12 protein-coding genes and 1 tRNA gene are annotated in these 20350 nt (G+C 51.2%); 11 read left to right on the top strand and 2 right to left on the bottom strand.

From position 1 onward, the window contains the following. The first annotated feature begins 183 nt into the window (after nt 1-183). Together ACO6UY_RS21805 and ACO6UY_RS21800 are read left to right on the top strand one after the other, a co-directional pair. Nucleotides 184-1263 carry a hypothetical protein gene (locus ACO6UY_RS21805; protein ID WP_422491208.1) on the top strand — a complete coding sequence of 360 codons (1080 nt, stop codon included), beginning with the start codon at nt 184-186 and terminating at the stop codon, nt 1261-1263. A 244-nt stretch (nt 1264-1507) separates the two neighbouring features. Continuing rightward, nucleotides 1508-1834 carry a type II toxin-antitoxin system PemK/MazF family toxin gene (locus ACO6UY_RS21800; protein ID WP_422463325.1) on the top strand — a complete coding sequence of 109 codons (327 nt, stop codon included), beginning with the start codon at nt 1508-1510 and terminating at the stop codon, nt 1832-1834. A gap of 1782 nt (nt 1835-3616) precedes the next feature. Here the strand turns inward: ACO6UY_RS21800 and ACO6UY_RS21795 are convergent. Further along, nucleotides 3617-3693, bottom strand: a tRNA-Ile gene (locus ACO6UY_RS21795). Nucleotides 3694-3828: 135 nt separating this feature from the next. Between ACO6UY_RS21795 and ACO6UY_RS21790 the strand changes: the two genes are divergently transcribed. The 5 genes from ACO6UY_RS21790 to ACO6UY_RS21770 all read left to right on the top strand — a co-directional run bounded on the left by ACO6UY_RS21790 (nt 3829) and on the right by ACO6UY_RS21770 (nt 15690). After that, a complete protein-coding gene (locus tag ACO6UY_RS21790) occupies nt 3829-4500 on the top strand; it encodes a transglutaminase-like cysteine peptidase (protein WP_422443727.1) in 672 nt (223 codons plus the stop codon). 48 nt (nt 4501-4548) lie between these two features. Then, nucleotides 4549-6495 carry a bifunctional diguanylate cyclase/phosphodiesterase gene (locus ACO6UY_RS21785; protein ID WP_422491206.1) on the top strand — a complete coding sequence of 649 codons (1947 nt, stop codon included), beginning with the start codon at nt 4549-4551 and terminating at the stop codon, nt 6493-6495. 70 nt (nt 6496-6565) lie between these two features. Beyond that, nucleotides 6566-10531, top strand: a complete 3966-nt coding sequence (locus tag ACO6UY_RS21780) for a hypothetical protein (RefSeq protein WP_422491205.1) — start codon at nt 6566-6568, stop codon at nt 10529-10531. A gap of 244 nt (nt 10532-10775) precedes the next feature. Further along, nucleotides 10776-14504: a hypothetical protein gene (locus ACO6UY_RS21775; protein WP_422491204.1), complete on the top strand. Its 3729-nt coding sequence runs from the start codon at nt 10776-10778 to the stop codon at nt 14502-14504. A gap of 154 nt (nt 14505-14658) precedes the next feature. Next, nucleotides 14659-15690: a DUF2333 family protein gene (locus tag ACO6UY_RS21770; RefSeq protein ID WP_422443719.1), complete on the top strand. Its 1032-nt coding sequence runs from the start codon at nt 14659-14661 to the stop codon at nt 15688-15690. Between the two features lie 297 nt (nt 15691-15987). Here ACO6UY_RS21770 and ACO6UY_RS21765 read toward each other — a convergent pair whose 3' ends face one another. Further along, a complete protein-coding gene (locus tag ACO6UY_RS21765; protein ID WP_422443717.1) occupies nt 15988-16680 on the bottom strand; it encodes a hypothetical protein in 693 nt (230 codons plus the stop codon). Between the two features lie 172 nt (nt 16681-16852). On the opposite strand from ACO6UY_RS21765, the gene ACO6UY_RS21760 reads away from it, so the two are divergent. The 4 genes from ACO6UY_RS21760 (at nt 16853) to ACO6UY_RS21745 (ending at nt 20192) form a co-directional block, all read left to right on the top strand. Continuing rightward, complete coding sequence (locus ACO6UY_RS21760; RefSeq protein ID WP_422443715.1) at nt 16853-17458, top strand: HD domain-containing protein; 606 nt, start codon at nt 16853-16855, stop codon at nt 17456-17458. 289 nt (nt 17459-17747) lie between these two features. Next, entirely contained in the window at nt 17748-18371 is a 624-nt protein-coding gene (locus tag ACO6UY_RS21755) for a 1-acyl-sn-glycerol-3-phosphate acyltransferase (protein WP_422443713.1), read from the top strand. A 93-nt stretch (nt 18372-18464) separates the two neighbouring features. Next, a complete protein-coding gene (locus tag ACO6UY_RS21750) occupies nt 18465-18785 on the top strand; it encodes a 2Fe-2S iron-sulfur cluster-binding protein (RefSeq protein WP_422443711.1) in 321 nt (106 codons plus the stop codon). A 255-nt stretch (nt 18786-19040) separates the two neighbouring features. Next, a complete protein-coding gene (locus ACO6UY_RS21745) occupies nt 19041-20192 on the top strand; it encodes a murein transglycosylase A (protein ID WP_422443709.1) in 1152 nt (383 codons plus the stop codon). Nucleotides 20193-20350 lie beyond the last annotated feature (158 nt).

The raw sequence follows: 20350 nt of genomic DNA, 5'->3' as shown, positions 1-20350 counted from the left end.
GTCAGGAATCTCTTGAACTTTTTCAAAAACAATATCAATGAGGTCAGAGGTAACCGAATGATTATGAGAGGAAGGCATATGACACTGTGTTGGTATTTTGCCAAAAATATCCTCTATTCTAGACTGCGTAGCTGAAATTGTCCCGCAAGCTTCCAACCCTTGGTAGCAAAGGGATTTTAGTTATTGCGGGAATTACTGGGTTTAAGCGGAGATGCCACCAACCGAAAGCAGGGGCAACCGGATTTAGATCAAGCCCTTGAGCTACTGAACAAAACACCTTATTCCAGTATCAACAACGCCACAGGGCTCAAGCTGGATACAGACGATAAGGGGGCTCAGTTTCTCTCCATACTGGGTGCCGAGGATTCAGTATTAGGCCGTTTACCCATGACAGAGGTTGAACGGCAGCTATCCAACCTGAACAACTACACCACCCGCGAAAGAACAGAAGTCACCCAGGGCAGAGAGGCAATTCTTAAGAGCAAGGAACTTGCTGAAGGTGCGGCCGCAGCAAGGGATCTTGCCACCAGTGATAATGGTATTCTGTCCATGGGGTACACTCTGGATGACAACAACCGATACACTCGCCCAAAGTACGACCCGAACACCGGAGAGTCAAAAGGCTTTGAGGAGTACGACGCAGTTAAGGAAGGGCAGAATGCCTACGATGCGTTTATGGCAGAGTATGGGCCAAGGGAGGCCAGCAGTCGTGTAGTCTATGATCCGAACTTCAAAAATACCCAAACCGCACCACAGTTTGGCGGCTATGGATTGGGGTTTTCCACCCGCTACAGAACAGAACCAGAAACCACCACAACTCAGCCAGGCTATGACGATATTATCCGGTTAGCCAGGCAAGCCGCTGGTGGTGACAACGCAGCAAGCCAGTCATCAAGTGAACAGCTACCAGCACCAGATCAAACAGGTAAAACCAAAGCTGATGTTCTGGCAGAAGCCAACCGCATACGACAGCAGGCAGGCGAAGCAGCCCAAACCAATCAGCAAGGTTACGGTTCTGTTATGGGCGAGATCGGTCAACACGTTGAGGGCAAGTGGGACAGATACCAAGCCAACATCATTGCTCAGGGGCGCTATGGTACTGGTATCAACAATGAGCAAGCCGACGCTATGGCTGCATTCTTTGCGAAGAATCAGCGTTGGCCTGCATCCATGGAGGAACTGGAAGCATCCTACAAAATACCTGTAGGGCAACAGATCAGCACAAAAGGATTAGGAATACCGAACCCAATCAGCCAGTACTGAAAAAATCAGAGAGTCATTAAGCCATTAGCCGGGCATTACGCCCGGTTTTTTTTGCTTGCCACCAGTCACAGATACCGGAAAACTTTCCGACATCTCAGGCTATCGCACTGCATCACATCTAATCCGCAGAGAGTAACCAGCAACCCTTATCACTGGATTGCAGTACAATAGACCGGAAGCTGGGCGCATTGAGCCAGGATACACCCAATGACAAACATACACGGCATTTCTGATACGGAGTTTTATGGCAATCAAGTATCACCCCAAAGTGGGGAGTATTCTCATGTGCGACTTTTCACAGGGCTTTAAAGAGCCTGAAATGACTAAGAAAAGGCCTGTTCTGGTAGTCTCCAGCATAAGAAAGAGAGGTGGACTGGTAACAGTAGCCTGCATAAGCACATCAACACCGAACCCGGTTGAGCCCTACCATTACCTTTTACCCAAGGCCAGCATGCCCCGGATGAAGGAGTTTCATAGAGAAAGAAAGCTGGGTAAAAGCCGATATGCTCTACACCGTAGGCTTTCACCGGTTAGATCAAATCAGACTACCCACCAGGGGAGCCGATGGTAAGCGAATGTATTATCAGGACAGACTGGGTAGAGAGCAGATGCAAGCAATACGGAAATGTCTGTTAGCCGGTTTGGGTATTTCTTAACTGGCAAAATGCTGGGTTATGCTCTATATTTACCCATGTTCCCGCTCTGCATAGCATCGGGCTTTCGAGACTGCATTCAGGTACGTCCGGTGCAGCCAGTCTTGGAAATGGCGATGACAAGCTATCTAAGACTGCTGATCCAAGGCTCTATCATTCGTGGTAGGGCCTTTGTCATTTAAGGCCTTCAAGCTGGTGAACCACTGCCCGCAATTGCAGCGGAGTCAGTCGAACCAGATGGAGGCTTTTCTTTTTTGAGTCCAGTGTAACCAGCCAAAATCCTGACCCGTCAAAACATCGGGGCCCTGACTGATTAACCCGTTATTCAATGCCAATGCAGGGGGTGGGAACATTTCTCCCACCCTTAACCCAGACCCTGGGGAGTAGCGAATCGCGACGCCAGCCCGAAAACGGGCCCACCTTAACAAAGCAGATCGACGAGAAACCCGCACATCTTCCGGCAAGGCCAATCTACCCCGACCCGGGCAGATTGAAGCCAGGGCAATCAATCCATAACGGATAGATAGCTTTGGTTTTGTAGGTATCTCAATTCGCACCACTCCAGAAAACTCTATATCGAGAAAGGCATGTATGAGCCTGTCAGCAGCAGGTTTAAGCCATTACCCAATGGTACGCAGTTCGCACTATTGCGCACCGGCAAGCCACCAGCAGAAGCAGTCTGAAGTCATATAGCCGGTTTAGAAAAGTTCAGTCGGAAGCTATGGAATCAAGGATTGTCTGAAGTGGTAAGGCTAAAGAATACTGAGGGTAGTTCGCACTATAAGTTCGCACTCTGGTTCGCATTCAAAATGCTAAGTTATGTTAACTATTTCACAGCGGTACGCATTACGGTACGCACACTGGTAGCAGTAATGTACGCACCATATCTACGCACTACGCAGAGTTTCTACGCACTTTACGGCATGATTGCAGTAAAGCCCTACCCAACACCAGGCAGGATAAGCAAGCACTGATGTATAAAGCCCCCTGGCACCAGAGCAACAGGGGAGCAAGGGTGCATTCATCGTGCAGCCTGTCAGAGCCCGCACCCGCACACAGCATAGACCATGCTAATAGATCGGTCAGGATTCTGGCCCACCTTCAAAGCACCGTGCGAATGCTGGAGCCCGGAGCCACCAGCAGGGCCGGTTAGCTGTTACGCCGATTCTGTGTAGCAGGCCACCAGCAAGCCATTCATTACACCGGGTACTCGGAATATGTGCCCCCTTGAGCCAGAAGACAGCCAACAAACAGGAATCCTCAGGCTACACTTAACTGTGCCTTGGTACAGGCTGGCCAGCTACAAACGCCCAACCGGAGGGGGAACGGGAACATTAGCCCCAGATATACCGCCAAGGCTAACCCCTCCATCTTTCCCGTCAATCCAATCCCCAAGGTTTAAAGCACACAAGTGTACCTTTTCTGGCTCAAAGTGCGTTTTTGTACTTTCGCTGGCTACAAGGAATGTTGGCAAATGTTGTCATTGAGCAATGAATTAATTAGCCAGGCACGCGAAATCAGCGCGACGACCACGCGAGCAAGACGCGTGAATTTGAAGTGAGTAATTGAAAGGTAACAGCCGAATAGATGCCCGTTTAATTCGCTACCAGTCCGACAGAAAGAGGGCGCAAAAGTGGGCGCAAATAAGAATTTATAGTGAGTCAGTGAGTGAGTGCTTATCTTGAAAGCGTTGCTATACCTGGTGGGCCCAGAAGGACTTGAACCTTCGACCAACGGATTATGAGTCCGCTGCTCTAACCAACTGAGCTATAGGCCCTGAAGCGGTTGGATTATACGCATAGATTTACTCTGCCGCCAACCCTGTTATCGCCTTTTGACGGTTTTTCCTTACAGGCCCGGCTGATCACTGCCGACTCTATATAAGATCAGGAATCGGCTGGAAATATTCTGGATGCTTTCCCACCTTCTTCCATTTAAATGGGGACACTGGTTCGTTGCCGTGGTGCTGGCTGGCGACCTGGTGGTGGGTAAAGCGCTGGTGGATAGTGCCCGGGAACTCTACGGTGTCGCTGCCGCTGAACGGCTGACCCATTGGCAGAATCTGATGATCTACAGCAGGAAGCTGCCAGAACCCCGGAAGCTGGTTGAAGTGAATGACTTCTTTAACCGTATGCGCTTTGTGCATGATATTGACCACTGGGGGGAAGAGGATTTCTGGGCAACCCCGGTGGAACTGCTGGCCAGTGGCGCGGGTGATTGTGAGGACTTCTCCATTGCCAAGTATTTTACCCTTCGTGAGCTTGGCGTGGCCGATGAGAAGCTGAGGATTACCTATGTAAAGGCGGTTGAGCTTGATCAGGCTCACATGGTGCTCAGTTACTTCGCCGGTCCGGGGGAAGAGCCGTTGATTCTGGACAACCTGGTCAGTGAGATTCGTCCCGCCAGTCATCGCACAGATCTGGTTCCCGTTTATAACTTTAACGGTGACGGACTCTGGCTGTCCCGTCAGCGTGGTGAAGGGGTTCGCCTCGGTGAGTCCAGTAAGATAAAGACCTGGACTGAGCTGCGCCGACGGCTGCAGAAGTCGAACAGTCAGGGACGACTGAATGACGGGAGCAGCTGATGGCTTATCCTGCTTTCCCCGGAACTGAAAACGGACAGGGAGGCCACCATGACGCTACTTCGTGAACTGGCACTATCTTTAACTTTGCTGTTGATTCTGTTGTTTGCTGGCAGCTTCGTGCTGTCCGTCAATGATGCCCGTCATTACCTCCAGGAACAGTTGAACTCTCATTCCCAGGATACGGCCACCTCCCTTGGTGTTGCCATTGCTTCCGCCGGGGCTGGCAATATTGCCAGGATGGACTCGATGATTGATGCGGTTTTTGATCGTGGTTACTACCGGCAGATTCGTTTTACCGATATGTCGGGCAACGTACTGGTCAACAGTGAACACCCGGGAACGCTGGAAGGTGTACCGGACTGGTTTGTGAAACTGATTGACCTGAAAACTCCGGCAGTCACCAGCGAGATTAACAGTGGCTGGGTGCCCATGGGGCAGCTTCTGGTAGCCAGTCATCCGGGTTATGCCTACCGCAGTCTCTGGTCCAAGGTGAGCAAAGATGCGCTGCTGTTCGGTATCGGTTTGATAGTTGCCATGGTCGGATTGAATATGCTGCTGGGTGTGGTACTCCGGCCTTTAACAAGGATGGAGCAGCAGGCGAACCGAATCTGTGACCGTCATTTTGAGATACAACCCGAGTTACCCAAAACCAGAGATTTACGCAAAGTGGTTCAGGCCATGAACCGGATGGCAGAGAAGCTGGAAAAGGCGTTCTCTGAGCAGGTGGCTCTGACAGAAGAGCTGCGTCGCAAGTCGGTCAAGGATCCATTGACCGGATTACTCAATCGACGGGCCTTTAACCGTCGGATGAAGACCGTGTTAAGTGAAGACATCGGTGAGGCGGGTGCCAGTCTGGTCATGATTCAGGTGCGAGGGCTGGAGGCGCTGAACCGGTCTCATGGACAAAAGTTTGTTGATGACCTGCTGGTGACCGTCAGCTATTGGCTGGGCAAAACCCTGTTGGCCTGGCCCGAAGCTTTTTCTGGCCGCTGGAATGGATCCGGTTTTAGCGTGTGTGTGCCCGCCTGCAATGTCGATGAAATCCGTAAGGTGACGGAACGGTTATTCAAGGTTCTGGTGGCCATGGAGTTTTTCTCGTCACCGGAAGGTAGCAATAACCTGCATATTGTCGCAGTGACCCACCAGGGGCGTTGTTCTCCGGAGCTGCTGCTGGAGCATGGTGATCAGCAGCTGCTGGAACAAGAGGCCCGGGTTAAAAATTGCTGGGATGTGATGGATATCAGTGGTGAGTCTGGTTATCCGTACATGGGATGGAGTGACACTCAATGGGTCGAAGCGCTGGAAGAGGTAATGGCAAAAGGCCTTATCGAGCTGTATGGCCAGCCCATTAAGGGAGTGGATGGTGAAGTAGCGTTTACGGAGGTACTGGCACGGATAAAGCTGGCTGGTGAAGTGGTGTCTGCCGATGCCTTTATGCCAGTGGTTGAGCGCTATGATCTGCATGGAGCCTTTGATCGGGCGGTATTTTTTGCCCTGACGGATTATATGGATGACCGGGATGACTATCGAACCTACAGCCTGAATATCTCACCTTACTCCCTGATGGATGATGATTTTTATCACTGGTTACTGGATGCCCTCAGACTGCGTCAGGATCTGGCCAGGCGTCTGATTCTGGAAACGGCTGAGCGCTCGCTTATGCTGGTGGGGGAGCGGGTTGCAGAACGGGTGGATACACTGGTGGCAACCGGTTGTCAGTTTTCTATTGATCATTTTGGTGTGTCCAGTCAGGCGCTGACGTTCCTGCAGATGATCAATGCCCATTACCTGAAAGTGGACGGCAGTTTTGCAAGACAGTTGACGTCCAGCTATGAGAATCAACTGTATATAAGAACACTGTCCATGATGGCTGAGTCCCGGGATATGAGTGTTCTCGCCCAGGGCGTTGAACAGGAAGAGGCGTGGGAGGCATTAAAACAGCTGGGTGTTGCTGGTGGTCAGGGATATTATCTGGGGCATCCCGAGTTACTCTGAATTGTTCAACGGCCATAGAGGGAACCTGATCATCATTTTGAGGTCAAATGGCGATATTTGTAGTTAACGTGTGCAGGGGGGGATTCTGAAAGCAACCACATCAACCCGCTCCCGCCCAAAGCCTGTCGGGGATCAACAAGCCGGTTCAAGCAGAATTCCTGGCAGCTCCAGAAGTAAATTCAACGGCAAAAAGGTTTCAAACCACCACTCCCGCACAGGTACCGCCATCACGCTGGATGATGGCAGGCGGATTGAGGATGCCTTTTGGCAGAAAAAACCATTACAAGGGCGTCCAATCAACACCGCTGATGTGCTTAACGCTTATGGAAAGGATAAAACATCTTTTAGAAGCGGCTGCTTCTTGCAGCAACTTTGCTTACAAAACATGCGACATGGCAATATCAAAGTGACCCCGGACCATGTTGTTCGGGAGCTCAGCCGAATGCCAGGGCGAAATGATAAGTGCCAAACAGCGATAGCACGCTTCAAAGAGGAATGTTGTCTGACGGGCCTCAGGTTGGATGGTCGGCTGGTCACACCGGAGATGGTGATTAAGGATTTCCCGGAGAGTCGGCAAGGCAAGTTGGGGATGGCGCGCTTTAAGGAACACTGTTGCCTGAAGGGCCTGTCCTTGAGAGGCCAGAAGATTGCACCGGATACGGTGGTTAAGGATTTTCAGGCAATCAATGCCACGCTGGAGCTGGCGCGTTTCAAAGCGGAATGTTGTCTGAGGGGGCTGCGGCTGAATGGCCAGCCGGTGACACCGGAGGCGGTGATCAGGGCTTTCCCGGACAACCTGATGGGCAAACTGGGATTGGCGCGCTTTAAGGAACAATGTTGCCAAAAGGGCCTGGCATTGAATGGCCAGCAGATCACAGTGGATGAAGTGGTTAAGGGTTTCCCGGACAGTCCGCAGGGCCAGCTGGCGCTGGCACGCTTTAAAGCGGATTGTTGCCTGACAGGCAAGATGATGAATGGCCAGCCGGTGACACCGGATGAGGTGGCTAAGGCTTTCCCGGCCAGTCATGAAGGCAAACTGGGGCTGGCGCACTTCAAAGAGACCTGTTGCCTGACAGAGCTGCTGCTGAATGGCCGCCGGGTCAGACCGGAGGCCGTGGTTAAGGGGTTTCAGGCAGTCAACGCAACGCTGAAACTTTCCTACTTCAAAAAGGAATGTTGCCTGAGAGGCCTGACGCTGAATGGCCAGCAGGTTGCGCCGGATGAGGTGGTCAGGGAGTTTCAGGCAGCCAAAGCAACGATATCGCTGGCGCACTTCAAAATGGAATGTTGCCTGAGAGGCCTGATGTTGCATGGTCAGCAGGTCTTACCGGAGTCGGTGGTTAAGGATTATCGGGCAGCCAACGCACCACTGGGGCTGGCACGCTTTAAGGAAAAATGTTGTCTGAGAGGGGTGGCGTTAAATGGCCAGCAGGTTACGCCGGATGAAGTGGTTAATGATTATCAGGTCGCCAAGGCAGAAGCGGAGCAGGCGCGCTGCAACGCAGAGGCTCGCCTGAAGGGGCTGTCGATGAATGATCAGCAGGTCGAGTATCAGGCAACCAAAGCGACACTGGAGCTGGCGCGTTTCAGAGCGGAATGTTGCCTGAGAGGGTGGTCGTTGAATGGCCAGCAGGTCATACCGGCGGCAGTGGTTAAGGGGTTTCAGGCCATCAATGCACCTCTGGAGCTGGCGCGCTTCAAAGAGAATTGTTGCCTGAAAGCTCTGGCAGTGAATGGTCGGCCGGTCACAACAGAGGAGGTGGTTAAGGGTTATAAGGACGCTAAAGCACCACTGGAGCTGGCACGCTTTAAAGCGGAATGTTGCCTCAGAGGTCTGGCATTGAATGGTCAGCAGGTCACCACGGATGAGGTGGTTAAGGATTTTAAGAGCGCTAAGGCACCACTGGAGCTGGGGCGCTTCAAAGCAGACTGTTGTCTGCTGGGCCTGCTGTTGCATGGCCAGCTGGTCACACCGGATGAAGTGGCCAGGGATTTTCCGGATAGTCGGGAAGGCAGACTGGGGCTGGGGCGCTTCAAAGCAGACTGTTGCCTGAAAGGCCTGGTGTTGCATGGTCGGAAGGTTACACCGGATGAGGTGGTTAAGGGCTTCCCGGATAGCCCGGAGGGCAGGCTGGCGATAGCACGCTTCATGGAAATGTGTTGCCTGATGGAGCTGCCATTGAATGGCCAGCAGGTCATGCCGGATGAAGTGGTTAAGAGTTTCCCCAGTAGCTCAGATGGCAGAATAGGGTTGGCGCGCTTTAAGGAACAGTGTTGCTTTAGAGGTCTGATGTTGCAGGGGCAGCAGGTCGTACCGGATGAAGTGGTCAGTAATTTCCCGGATAGTCGGGAGGGAAAACTGGCGCTGGTGCGCTTTCAAGGGGCGTGTTGCCTGAGAGGTCTGGCGTTGAATCGTCGGCAGGTCACACCGGATGCCGTAGTCAAGGATTTTGAACGCGGTGGCTGGTTGCTCGAAAGCGCTATTTTTCAGACCCGGCTGGCATTGAATGCAAGAGAATTGAATGGCTCCTGTCTGGATAACGCGCAAGTATTGTCAGCGTTTAATGAAGCACCCGGAGATCATGCTTGCAGGCAGGCTGAGTTCCTGATGCACAGGTTGAAACAACATCAGTGGTTCGATGAAACCAACGAGGGTCAGGAGATCATTCAACAGGCCTGGCAAATATTAAACAGCGCACCGGTAAAAGATGAGCAGCATCGGCTGCAATGTATCCTGAAATTCATGGCGATGCAGCATGAGCTGTTGATTGATCAGCAGCGAGTGTCGGCAGAAGAGGTGCTGCAATCCATGAAAACACTCAGGAACTCATTTAAGAATAAACGCACGCATTTCTTCTTCCTGGCCCATTGCTATATCAAGAGACAGTCGGTTGATGGACAAACAATTCGCAGGGAGCATGTTCTGGAGTGCCTTCAGGGTTTTCCTGAAAGAAGCAAATTGCGCCATGCTTTAGGCCACTGGTTTGCACGATTCAGCCCTGAAGCCAATATAATGAATGAATTCCTGTTCAAACAGGAACGGGCCGCAGCCCCAAGGCGTAATAGTCCCCACAGAACCGCAGTCTCTGCCACTCAGACAGTTGCCACCAGTGCGGCTCAGGTGCCGAAGCAATGGTCCATTGAACCGGGTCTCCTGAACAGGCATCCGCAGTTCAATGCGCTAACACTACAAACACTGGAGATTATTCAGGAAGTCAATGGTTCTTATCGCAATCCCCCCATTCTGATTACCGGTTCCTACGCGCGTTTTTTACAGAACCGTTGCTCATCATTCAATGATATTGACATTATCTGTACGGCGGCAGAACCTGCCAGGACACTGTTTGACCGGCTGCAGGCACTTAACAGCGACAAAGCCTCGGAAATTCCCAAAAACATCGTCATCTGGGACGTTCCGGGATGTCCGGAGATTCAACTGCCAAAGGCCTACAATATTCATCTGAAAGACGGTGATTTGGGTATGAAAGCGATGGGGATTCAGGTCAGTATTGATGCGAGAGTCACCGATGGCAATGCCTCACGATGCGCTGTTCAGGTTCCTGGCGTTGAGAGGCTGGTGTGGTGTCTGTCGTTTGCCGAAGAAACCCGATTACTGAACAACACGCTGGAATATCTCGCGACAAACCTTGATCCACTGACCAGAAAATTGCAAAAGGGAGAGGTATTTTACCTGCCCCGAACCATTCTTTTTAACACTCCCGAAAACCCCGGGGAATATATTTATGGTTTGCTGATGCGCTCTTTGCTTAGTCTGCATAAAGCCAGGCAGTTTATCGATCTGCACTCTGAAGACAGACCCGGAACACCGATCCAGACTAAGCTGCTGCAAGAACAACGACAACAGTTGTATATGCTGACGGCCAATCTGCAAACAAAATTGTCTGGCCATGTTTGTCGCAGTGATTTTGAGCACAGAGTGAACAACTGGTTATCAACCACCCATCATGTTAATGAATATGAGTTCAAAAGAAGGGACTTTATTACGGCACTGCTGGCGATGATGCAGTCAGAATAAGAAAGGCGTGAACCTGATCATCATTTTGAGGTCAAACGGCGGTATTTATAGTCAAAGTGTGCAGGGCTCTATTCTGAACGCAACCTCATCAGCCTGCTCCTACCCAAAGCCTGTTGGTCGGTTGGGCCAACAAGCCCATTCAAGCGGAATCCGTGACCGCGCAGGCAGTTCATTTAATAGCAAAAAAGTCTTAAACCATCCGTCTTATAGAGATAAAGCTACCACTCTGGATAAAGGCAAATGTATGGAGAATGCCTTTTGGCAAAAAAAACCATTACAAGGACGTCAAATCACCTCGGCTGCTGTGCTCTGCACCTATGGGAATGAAACAACATCTCTGAGAAGCGGCTTCTTCCTGCAAAAGCTTTGCCTGCAGAACATCTTGCATGGCACCAGAAAAGTGAGCGCAGACCAGGTTATTCAGGAATTCAACCGGCTGCCGGATCGGAATAATAAGTACAAATTAGCGATAGCGCGTTTCAAAGCAGAATGTTGCCTGAGAGGTCTGGTGTTCAAAGGCCAGAGGGTGGCACCGGATGTGGTGGTCAGGGATTTTGAGGCTATCAAAGTAACGCTGGAGCTGGCGCGCTTCAAAGCGGAATGTTGCCTGAGAAGTTTGCCGTTGAAAGGCCGGAAGGTCATACCGGATGGAGTGGTTAAGGAGTACCCGGATACTCCGGAAGGCAAACTGGGGCTAGCACGCTTCAAAGCGGAATGTTGCCTGAGGCGGCTGCCATTGAAGGGCCAGCAGATCACACCGGATGAGGTGGTTAAGGAGTACCCGGATACTCCGGAAGGCAAACTGGGGATGGCGCGCTTCAAAGCGGCATGCTGCCTGAGGGGGCTGTTATTGAATGGCCGACCAATCAATGCAGATTTGCTGGTTAAGGATTATCAGGCAATCAAGGCAACACTGGAACTGGCACGTTTCAGAGCGGAATGTTGTCTGAAGGGGGTGCCGTTGAATGGCCAGCCGGTCATACCGGACGCGGTGGTCAAGGGCTATCAGGCAGTCGGGGCAACACTGGAACTGGCACACTTCAAAGTGGAATGTTGCCTGAGAAGCATGCCATTGAATGGCCAGCAGGTGACACCGGAGGAGGTGGTCAGGGATTTGCAGTCCACCAGAGCAACCCTTGAGCTGGCGCGCTTTAAAGAACAATGTTGCCTGAAGGGGATATTGCTGCATGGTCGACAGGTTACACCGGATTCTGTGTTCAGGGAGTTTCCGGATACTCCGGAAGGCAGGTTGGGGATAGCGCGCTTTAAACAGGAATGTTGCCTGAAAGGGCTGGTGTTGCACGGCCAGCCGGTCACACCGGAGGCGGTGTTGAATAGCTTCCCGGGCAGCTCAGAAGGCAAGCTGGGAATAGCGCGCTTTAAACAGGAATGTTGTCTGAAAGGGCTGGTGTTGCACGGCCAGCCGGTCACACCGGAGGCGGTGTTGAATAGCTTCCCGGACAGTTCAGAAGGCAAGCTGGGGATAGCGCGCTTTAAACAGGAATGTTGCTTCAGGGGGATGCGGTTACATGGCCAGCAGGTCACACCCGAAGAGGTGGTTAAGATTTTTCCGGGTAATCCGGAAGGCAAACTGGCGATAGTGCGCTTCAAAGTGAAATGCTGCCTGAGGGGCCTGTCGTTGTATGGCCAGCAGATCACACCGGATGCAGTGCTTATGAATTTTCCGGATAGTCCGGAAGGTAAACTGGGGATAGCGTGCTTTAAGGAGCAATGTTGCCTGAAGGGGCTGTTGTCCAATGGCAAGCAGTTCACCCCGGATGCGGTGGCCAGGGATTTTCGGGCCGCCAAAGCACCACTGGAGCTGGCACACTTTAAAGAACAATGTTGCCTGAGGGGGCTGGCGTTAAATGGTCGGAAGGTCACACCGGATGAAGTGTTCAGGGATTTTCCGGATAGTCCGGAAGGCAGACTGGGAGCCGTGCGCTTCAAGCAACAATGTTGTCTGAGGAGTTTGCAGTTGAATGGCCAGCAGATCACACCGGATGAAGTCGTCAAGGGTTTCCCGAATAGCCCGGAAGGCAAAGTGGCGATAGCGCGCTTCAAGGCGGAGTGTTGCCTGATGGGCCTGATATTGAATGGTCGACAGGTCACACCGGATGAGCTGGTTAACGATTTTCAGGCAGCCAGAGCACCTCTGGCGCTGGCTCGCTTTAAAGCGGAATGTTGCCTGAGGGGGCTGCTGTTGAATGGTCAGCAGGTCACACCGGAAGAGGTGGTTAAGGACTATGAACGCAGTGGCGGGTTGCTCGAAGTCGCTATTTTTTATTCTCAGCTGGCATTGAATGCCAGGAAATTGAATGGCAACTATCTGGACAACAAGGATGTATTGGCAGCATTTAATCAAGTTCCCGGAGATCATTCCTCAAGGCAAACCAGGTATCTGATGCAAAGGCTGCAGCAAACTCAGCAGTGCGATGATATCAATGAAGCTCAGGGTATACTGCAAGAGGCCTTGCAAATATTAAACAACGTACCGGTTAAAGATGAGCAACACCGACTGCAATGTCTCTTGAAATTTATGGCTATGCAGCAAGAACTGACCATTGATCATCAGGGCGTTTCGGCAGAACAGGTACTGGAATCCATCAATGCACTGAGGAGTTCATTTCAGAACTCACGCCTGCATTTTTTCTTTCTGGCCCACTGCTACATCACCCGGCAGCCTATTGATGGACAGGAAATCCATCAATACCAGGTACTGGAATGCCTTCAGAGTTTTCCTGAAGGAAGTAAGCTGCGCCATGCTTTAGGCTGCTGGTTTGAAGAGTGCAGCTCCGAGGCTTTGGTAATGGATGGTTTACTGTTACGGGAAAATGCCGTGGACTCATGGTGGAACAGTGACAGCTTTAATGGATACGAAGCCTCAGCCAGTCAACAAAAGGCTTCTGTTGTCGTCAGTTGCCAGTACCCCGTATCGAAACAACAGGGTATATACAACTCCCGGTCTGGCAGTTTGCCCCGGGATGCAGCAGAAAGTAAGTTCACCACCGGGGCAATGACCGCCAGTGTGGCGCAAACTCTCTGGCAATGGTCAGGCAGACCGGTATTCCCGCACATGCCGGTTATGCGGTTAAATGCGCTAACGTTGAAAGCACTGGAGATTATTCAGGAAATCAATGTTTCCTGTACGCATCCCCCCATTCTGATTACCGGCTCTTATGCCCGTTTTTTACAGAACATCTGCCAGGTATTTAATGACATTGACATTATCTGTACGACAGAAAAAACGGCCAGACTGCTTTTTGATAAGCTGCAGACGCTGAACACCGACCGGGGCTCTGAAATTCTCAAAAGTATCATTATCTCGCCAATCCGGGGATGTCAGGAGATTAAGCTGCCAAGCGCCTACAATATTTATCTTAAGGACGGGGATTTCGGGATAAAAGTGATGGGGCTTCAGGTCAGTCTTGATGACAGGGTCGTTTATGGAAATGCGGCACAATTAGCCGTTCACGTCCCCGGTGTTGAGAGGCCGGTATGGTGTTTGTCCTTTGCTGAGGAAACCAGGTTACTGAACGATACGCTGGAATACCTCGCTGAGCACCTGAACCCGCTGACTGAGCAATTGCAAAACGGGCCGGTATTTGACGTACCTCGAACCCTTCTGTTTAACAACCCCCAAAATACCGGGAAACGCATTTATGGCTTGCTGTTTCGCTGCCTGCTTACCCTGAATAAAGCCAGGCAGTTTATCGCTCTGCACTCTGAAGACAATCCCGACAGCTGGAGTCATCAGCTGCAAAAAGAGCAACAACGCCTTTATGCACTGACTGAGAACCTGCACATGAAATTGCTCCGCCATAGTTGTTTTCATGATTTTGAGCACAGGGTGAACGACTGGCTGGCAACAACTCATTATGTGAGTGATTACCAGATCAAGAGAAAGGCGTTTGTTAAAACACTGTTTGCCATGATGCGCCCTGGAGAAGATCGGGTGAACTCAACTCAGTGAATTTTTATCACTGCACTCGCAACAAAACCCCAACAGGCTCTAACAGAAACTCGCACAACCACAATTATTAGAGGATAATGGCCGCTTGGAAGCGCATCCATATTGGAACGCCATATTCAGGATAAATGTCTGAGCGGTGACGAACGGGGAAATTATGGCGCTGGAAAAGATGAAATCGGCTTTTCAGTCGGGTATGCAGAAAATGTCGGGTCTTATCTATGGTAAAGCCCTGGCCGTTGGCACTGGCGTATTGATTCTGTTTCTATCACTTGTTGGCTGGTACTGGAGTCAGGAGCCAGACCTGTTCTCAGTAAAGGCCAATGCCGAAAAGCTGGCCACTGATAATGCTCAGGCTGTCGTCACTGGTTATACCACAACAGCAACACTCTATACCCTGGCGAATACGCTGCTGAATAAGCCGGGTGGTTTCCTGCGTAATGACATCATGCCACCGGGCGTACTGATGGATAATATGCCCAATTGGGAAGTGGGTGTTCTGATTCAGGTGCGTGATATGGCCCGGGCCCTGCGCAAGGACTTCAGCCGTTCCCAGTCGCAGTCAAGGGAAGACCAGGATCTTGCGGTGGCCGAGCCGCAGTTTAATTTTGATGCCAGAAGCTGGATTCTGCCTTCCAGTGAGCGGGAATACCAGAGGGGCATTGATAAGCTGAACAGCTATATGACCCGTTTGTCTGATCCCAATGACTCGGCGCAATTTTATGCCCGGGCCGACAATCTGACCCGCTGGTTGGGGGACGTAGAAACGCGCCTCGGCAGCCTTTCCCAGCGTCTGAGTGCCAGTGTTGGTAAACCGCGTTTGAATACCGACCTTTCCGGCGAGGCGGCTCAATCCACCGACAGTGCTGTATTGATTGATGTAAAAACACCCTGGTCACAGATTGATGATGTTTTCTATGAGGCCCGGGGCACTTCCTGGGCTCTGATACATCTTCTCAGGGCGATAGAAGTGGACTTTGCTGACGTTCTGGACAAGAAAAATGCCACGGTCAGTGTCCGACAAATTATCCGCGAGCTGGAGGCGACCCAGGATGCGGTTTGGAGCCCGATGATACTGAATGGTTCCGGTTTTGGCTTGCTGGCAAACCACTCTCTGGTGATGGCTAATTATGTCTCCCGTGCGAATGCGGCGATTATTGATCTGCGGCGTTTGCTGGAACAGGGTTAGGGCCTGTTGACGTTTCGTTGCGTGCTCAGTGGCTCAGAAAGGCGTCATATGCGCGAAAGACTTGTGCAGCGCGTAGTTATTCTACGCCAAGCAAGTCTGACAAAGCAGATGGCGCCTTTCTGAGCCACCCTTCGGGCGTATCAGGGCGCCCCTATGACTTCGTTGCGGCATTTTGAAAGGCAACCAGCCTTCCTGCAATGCCGCGCCTCGTCATAGGAGCGCCCTGATACGCTGAGCACGCAACGAAACGTCAACAGGCCCTTATGATGGGGGAATTCAATTCCCCCTGCTTTTGCTTCAATTCTGAATCCATCGCTTAGTGGTATCAAACAGCTTTACGGTCATATCAGTGACAGGCTTATAGGGTTTGGTCGCCTGGTAAGTGGCGTGGCAAATGTTTTCATACACATGAATGGAGAGCTGTTTTCCCGGAATAGTCACCGTTTCAACAATAAAAAGTGCGACACTGGCTATCGCCGGAAATATTGAGCCCTTAAGCGTTTTTGGCAAGGTCTCATAGGGCAGAGCCAGCCATGTAAAGACTTTTTGTGCATGACTGACGGTGTATTCTTTAAATGATTTTTCTGCCGGGCAGGGTCTGATACTTGCTTTTATTGCTGCAGCTACTCCCGTCATCGCCCCGGTAAGCGCTCCAATGCCGGTAATGGTCATTACTGTGACGTAATAACCGGCAAAAATGCCCGCATGCAACAAAGTAGTACAGACTCTCAGTGGGGTGCACAGTGCCCCGGGAACTTTTGACAGCAACCATTTACCATGACGTTTTACCCTGGACATAAACGTTTCTGTTTTTTCGATAACCTCACAGGTTCTAGCGGCAAGCCCATCACTTTTTCCTGAAGGTGCGTTACTTTGAGAGCAAGCTTCAGTGGTGGTATTCGAGCACTCTTCAGATGATTCTTCGTTGTGATAGACATGCTCAGGAGAGTGGCTGTGAGCAAAGAGAGTGCTGTTTATAGATGGGGTCATCGGGCATACCAGGTGGTTAATTCGACTATGTTTTGAGTGTTCTGCCGGTTCTGCTCAATGACCAGCTTCTTTTATAACTGATTGATTTTAAAATCGATGGTTAGTTGCTGGCTTAGTGTTCTGTTAGGCTTTATGTTCTTAGACGCAATATTAGTAATATGGTTCAAAATTTATGTCTGTTATTTCCTCAAGGCTTGGACAGCAACTGGCTTTTATCAAGGAGCTGGATAAACTCAAGGCGGTTTATCGAAAAACCATGGTAAAGCCTGATAACAGCCGACAGGAGAACAGTGCCGAACATAGCTGGCATATAGCGGTGCAGGCGATGACCCTGCAAGAGTACGCTGAAGAGCCGGTTGATATTGGCCGGGTGATCAAGATGCTGCTGCTCCACGATATTGTGGAAATTGATGCCGGAGATACATTTGCGTTTGCTGCGGCTACCGAGCTGGCCGGTCAGGCAACTAAAGAAATGGCAGCGGCAGAGCGCCTGTTCGGGCTATTGCCACAGGAGCAGGCCGATGAGTTCAGGGCGCTCTGGCTTGAATTTGAGCAGGTACACAGCCCGGATGCCCGCTTCGCCAAAGCCATGGACTGCCTGTTACCCGTAATCCAGAATATGGACAGTGAGGGTGGTACCTGGGCAAAGTATCAGGTTACCCGCAGTCAGGTGTTGAAACGGAATCAGTATCTGGAGCACCTGGCCCCCAAACTGTGGTGTTATGTTCTTGAACAGATTGATCAGTCTGTCCGTAATGGCTGGCTTCAGGATTGTTGATCTGGGGAAGCGCCCTGGTACACCATTTCAATGAGTTTGATGGGTTGTCGTGCCTCCGCACTCCGTTCGTCCTGAGCCTGTCGAAGGGCGGAAACTCCGGACTCTGATATCGTGCCAAGCACCCTTCGTCCGTGCATCCTGAGCGGAGCCGAAGGACGCTCAGGGTGAACGGAGATTGTACACGTCAAACTCATTGAAACCATGTACAAGTTTAACAAGGTATTTACCGACTGACGAAGTGCAACAAAAGTGACATACTGCCGCGCTTTCCTGCTTTAGCAAGTTAACTATGCAATCGTCCTTCACCAGCAACTACCTTCCCAAAAACCGGTTCAAGACAGGCCTGGGGCACTTTGTCCTGTGGTTACTTGGCGGATGGAAAATTGAGGGAAACCTGCCGGAACACCTCAATAAATACGTGATCATCGTCGCTCATCACACATCAAACTGGGATTTTGTTATCGGCGTTGCGGTTAAGCTGGTAACCCGTATACGTGTCCGGTTTTTTGCCAAGCACTCGCTGTTTTTCTGGCCCCTGAGTGTGTTGATGCATCGGCTTGGCGGTATTCCCATTGAGCGTGATAAATCCATCAACCGGGTTGATCAGGCCATCGCAGAGATCAACAGCAGTGACCACTTCGTGCTGGCTATCGCACCTGAGGGCACCCGGTCAAAGGTGCAAAAGTGGAAAACCGGTTTTTATCATATAGCGAATGGTGCCAACGTTCCGGTTGTACCCATTGCCTTCGATTTTCAGCAGCGCAAGGTCATTATGGGTGCGCCTATGTCCATGTCCGGAGATATTCCCTCGGACTTTGCCAGAATGCATGAGTTCTTTCTCTCTCATCCGGGCAAGCATCCTGAGCTTGGCTGTGATGGACCCTTTGAAACGCCCGGTATATACAACAAATAATGTCCGGGCGGTTTGTCTGGCAGGCGGTCACTTTTCTTTCCGTGGTGAGTCCGATAGAGTGAAACAGCAATAAAAAGACAATAAAGGACTCCCATGCCTCTGATTCAGTTTGTTACTCACGACGGCAACCAGTATGAAGCCGACATCGACTCAGGTAGTACTTTGATGCAGGGTGCCGTTGATAACATGATCGATGGCATCCTCGCAGAGTGTGGTGGTGCCTGCTCCTGTGCCACCTGCCACTGTTATATTGATGAAGGGTGGATTGAGATGGTCGGTCCGGCTGAAGGCATGGAGCAGGAAATGCTGGATGTTGTCCGTGAGCCGAGAGCAACCAGCAGGCTGAGCTGCCAGGTTGTCGTCACTGATGAAATGGACGGCATGGTGGTTCATTTGCCTGAGTCTCAATATTAAATTCCTCTATTACATTGATCAGGAAGTGGGCAAATTGATGAGTGGTATGCCAGAGCCTGTTGTTTCTTAACAACTCGACGTAGTATAAAGAGTGATCAGGGGGCGTTCTGGTCACATGGGAAATTGAGAACGCCCCGGCTATCCGGGCAACTGTGCAAGCAGTTGCCTGCACAACAGGCCAAAAAATATGGTTTAATAGGCAAGCTGATTCAGCACCTTCCTCTAATTCACCGTTCTCAACCAGAAGCACTCAACGTGACCTTTGCATTCCAGCACTTCAAACACGCTACCTCCGGTTTTTCCAAGTCAGTCACCGGCAACGTTTTCAGGTTTATTCCCCTTCTGTGCTCTCTGTTATTCAGTGGTTGCGGGCTGTTGACCAAAGCGTCGGAACGACAGCCGGTAACATTCAGTGAGCTGGAGGGCTGGAGCCAGCAACAGGCCATTGCCGTAAGACCGGCGTTGCTGAACAGTTGCCAGCATCTGAACCGTTCGGTGCTGACCGACAACAGCCCCTGGGGTAACTACCAGCAATGGCAATTGCTGTGTAAGGAGCTGATGCAAACCCCCGACCGTCAACTGAAAACCTTTTTTGAGCAAAACTTTACGCCTGTCCAGCTCTCTCCCCAGAAACAAGGCCTGTTTACCGCTTATTACTCCCCGGTTATTCCCGGCAGTCTGAAACCATCGGAAGATTACCCAATCCCGTTACTGAAACTGCCCCACGATCTGGTCAAGGTTCGCCAGGCTGACTTTGGACTCAGTGGCCCGGGACTGGTTGGGCGGGTTGAGAAAGGCTTCCTGAAACCCTATGGCAGTCGGGCAGAAATCAATCAACAGACAGCGAAAGCCAGCGATGTGCTCCTGTGGCTGAGCAGCCCTGTTGATAAGTTCTTCCTGCAGATTCAAGGATCAGGGAATGTAGAACTGCCTGACGGTAACATTATTCATGTTGGCTACGCCGGTAATAATGGCCACAACTACGTGGCCATTGGGAGGATACTGAAACAGAAAGGGGAACTTGAAGAAGTATCCATGCAAACCATCCAGTCATGGCTGGAAAACCATCCGGACCAACGGGAATGGCTGCTCAACCAGAACCCTCGCTACATCTTTTTCAGTTTTTCTGAGGAAGGTGCCATCACCGCTCAGGGTGTGCCTGCTGCCCCGAAAAGAACACTGGCTGTGGATCCATCTTATATTCCCCTTGGCCTGCCGGTATGGCTTGATACCCGCCTCACCGCCACCGGAGAGAAATTCCAGCAGCTGATGGTTGCCCAGGATACCGGCAGTGCCATAAAGGGTCCCGTCCGGGGAGATATCTATATGGGCGCTGGCAACGATGCGGCCTTGATTGCCGGGCCACAGCAGGAACCTGGCAAGCTATATGTGTTGATTCCCCGATAACCTGCATTTCTTGATAAATCTGCCTGGCCCGCATATTTCATAAACGCTGCTACAGCTCGAATGATTAATTTTTTTTGAACAAACATAGCCTGTCAGATCGTAGCAGCGTATTTCTCTGCGGTGATATTGTGTCCCGCCATGGCTTTTTGTCAAAAAAC

Origin of the sequence: Endozoicomonas sp. ALE010, assembly GCF_049310165.1 — a bacterium.
Classification (GTDB): Bacteria; Pseudomonadota; Gammaproteobacteria; order Pseudomonadales; family Endozoicomonadaceae; genus Endozoicomonas.
The sequence above is the reverse complement of the archived record's forward strand: the minus strand, read 5'-3'. Positions and strand labels throughout refer to the sequence as shown.

Coding starts and splice junctions, on each gene's coding strand:
- ACO6UY_RS21800 (WP_422463325.1), top strand. CDS start 1,508: ATGGCAATCAAGTATCACCCCAAAGTGGGGAGTATTCTCATGTGCGAC.
- ACO6UY_RS21790 (WP_422443727.1), top strand. CDS start 3,829: ATGCTTTCCCACCTTCTTCCATTTAAATGGGGACACTGGTTCGTTGCC.
- ACO6UY_RS21785 (WP_422491206.1), top strand. CDS start 4,549: ATGACGCTACTTCGTGAACTGGCACTATCTTTAACTTTGCTGTTGATT.
- ACO6UY_RS21775 (WP_422491204.1), top strand. CDS start 10,776: ATGGAGAATGCCTTTTGGCAAAAAAAACCATTACAAGGACGTCAAATC.
- ACO6UY_RS21770 (WP_422443719.1), top strand. CDS start 14,659: ATGGCGCTGGAAAAGATGAAATCGGCTTTTCAGTCGGGTATGCAGAAA.
- ACO6UY_RS21765 (WP_422443717.1), bottom strand. CDS start 16,680: ATGACCCCATCTATAAACAGCACTCTCTTTGCTCACAGCCACTCTCCT.
- ACO6UY_RS21760 (WP_422443715.1), top strand. CDS start 16,853: ATGTCTGTTATTTCCTCAAGGCTTGGACAGCAACTGGCTTTTATCAAG.
- ACO6UY_RS21755 (WP_422443713.1), top strand. CDS start 17,748: ATGCAATCGTCCTTCACCAGCAACTACCTTCCCAAAAACCGGTTCAAG.
- ACO6UY_RS21750 (WP_422443711.1), top strand. CDS start 18,465: ATGCCTCTGATTCAGTTTGTTACTCACGACGGCAACCAGTATGAAGCC.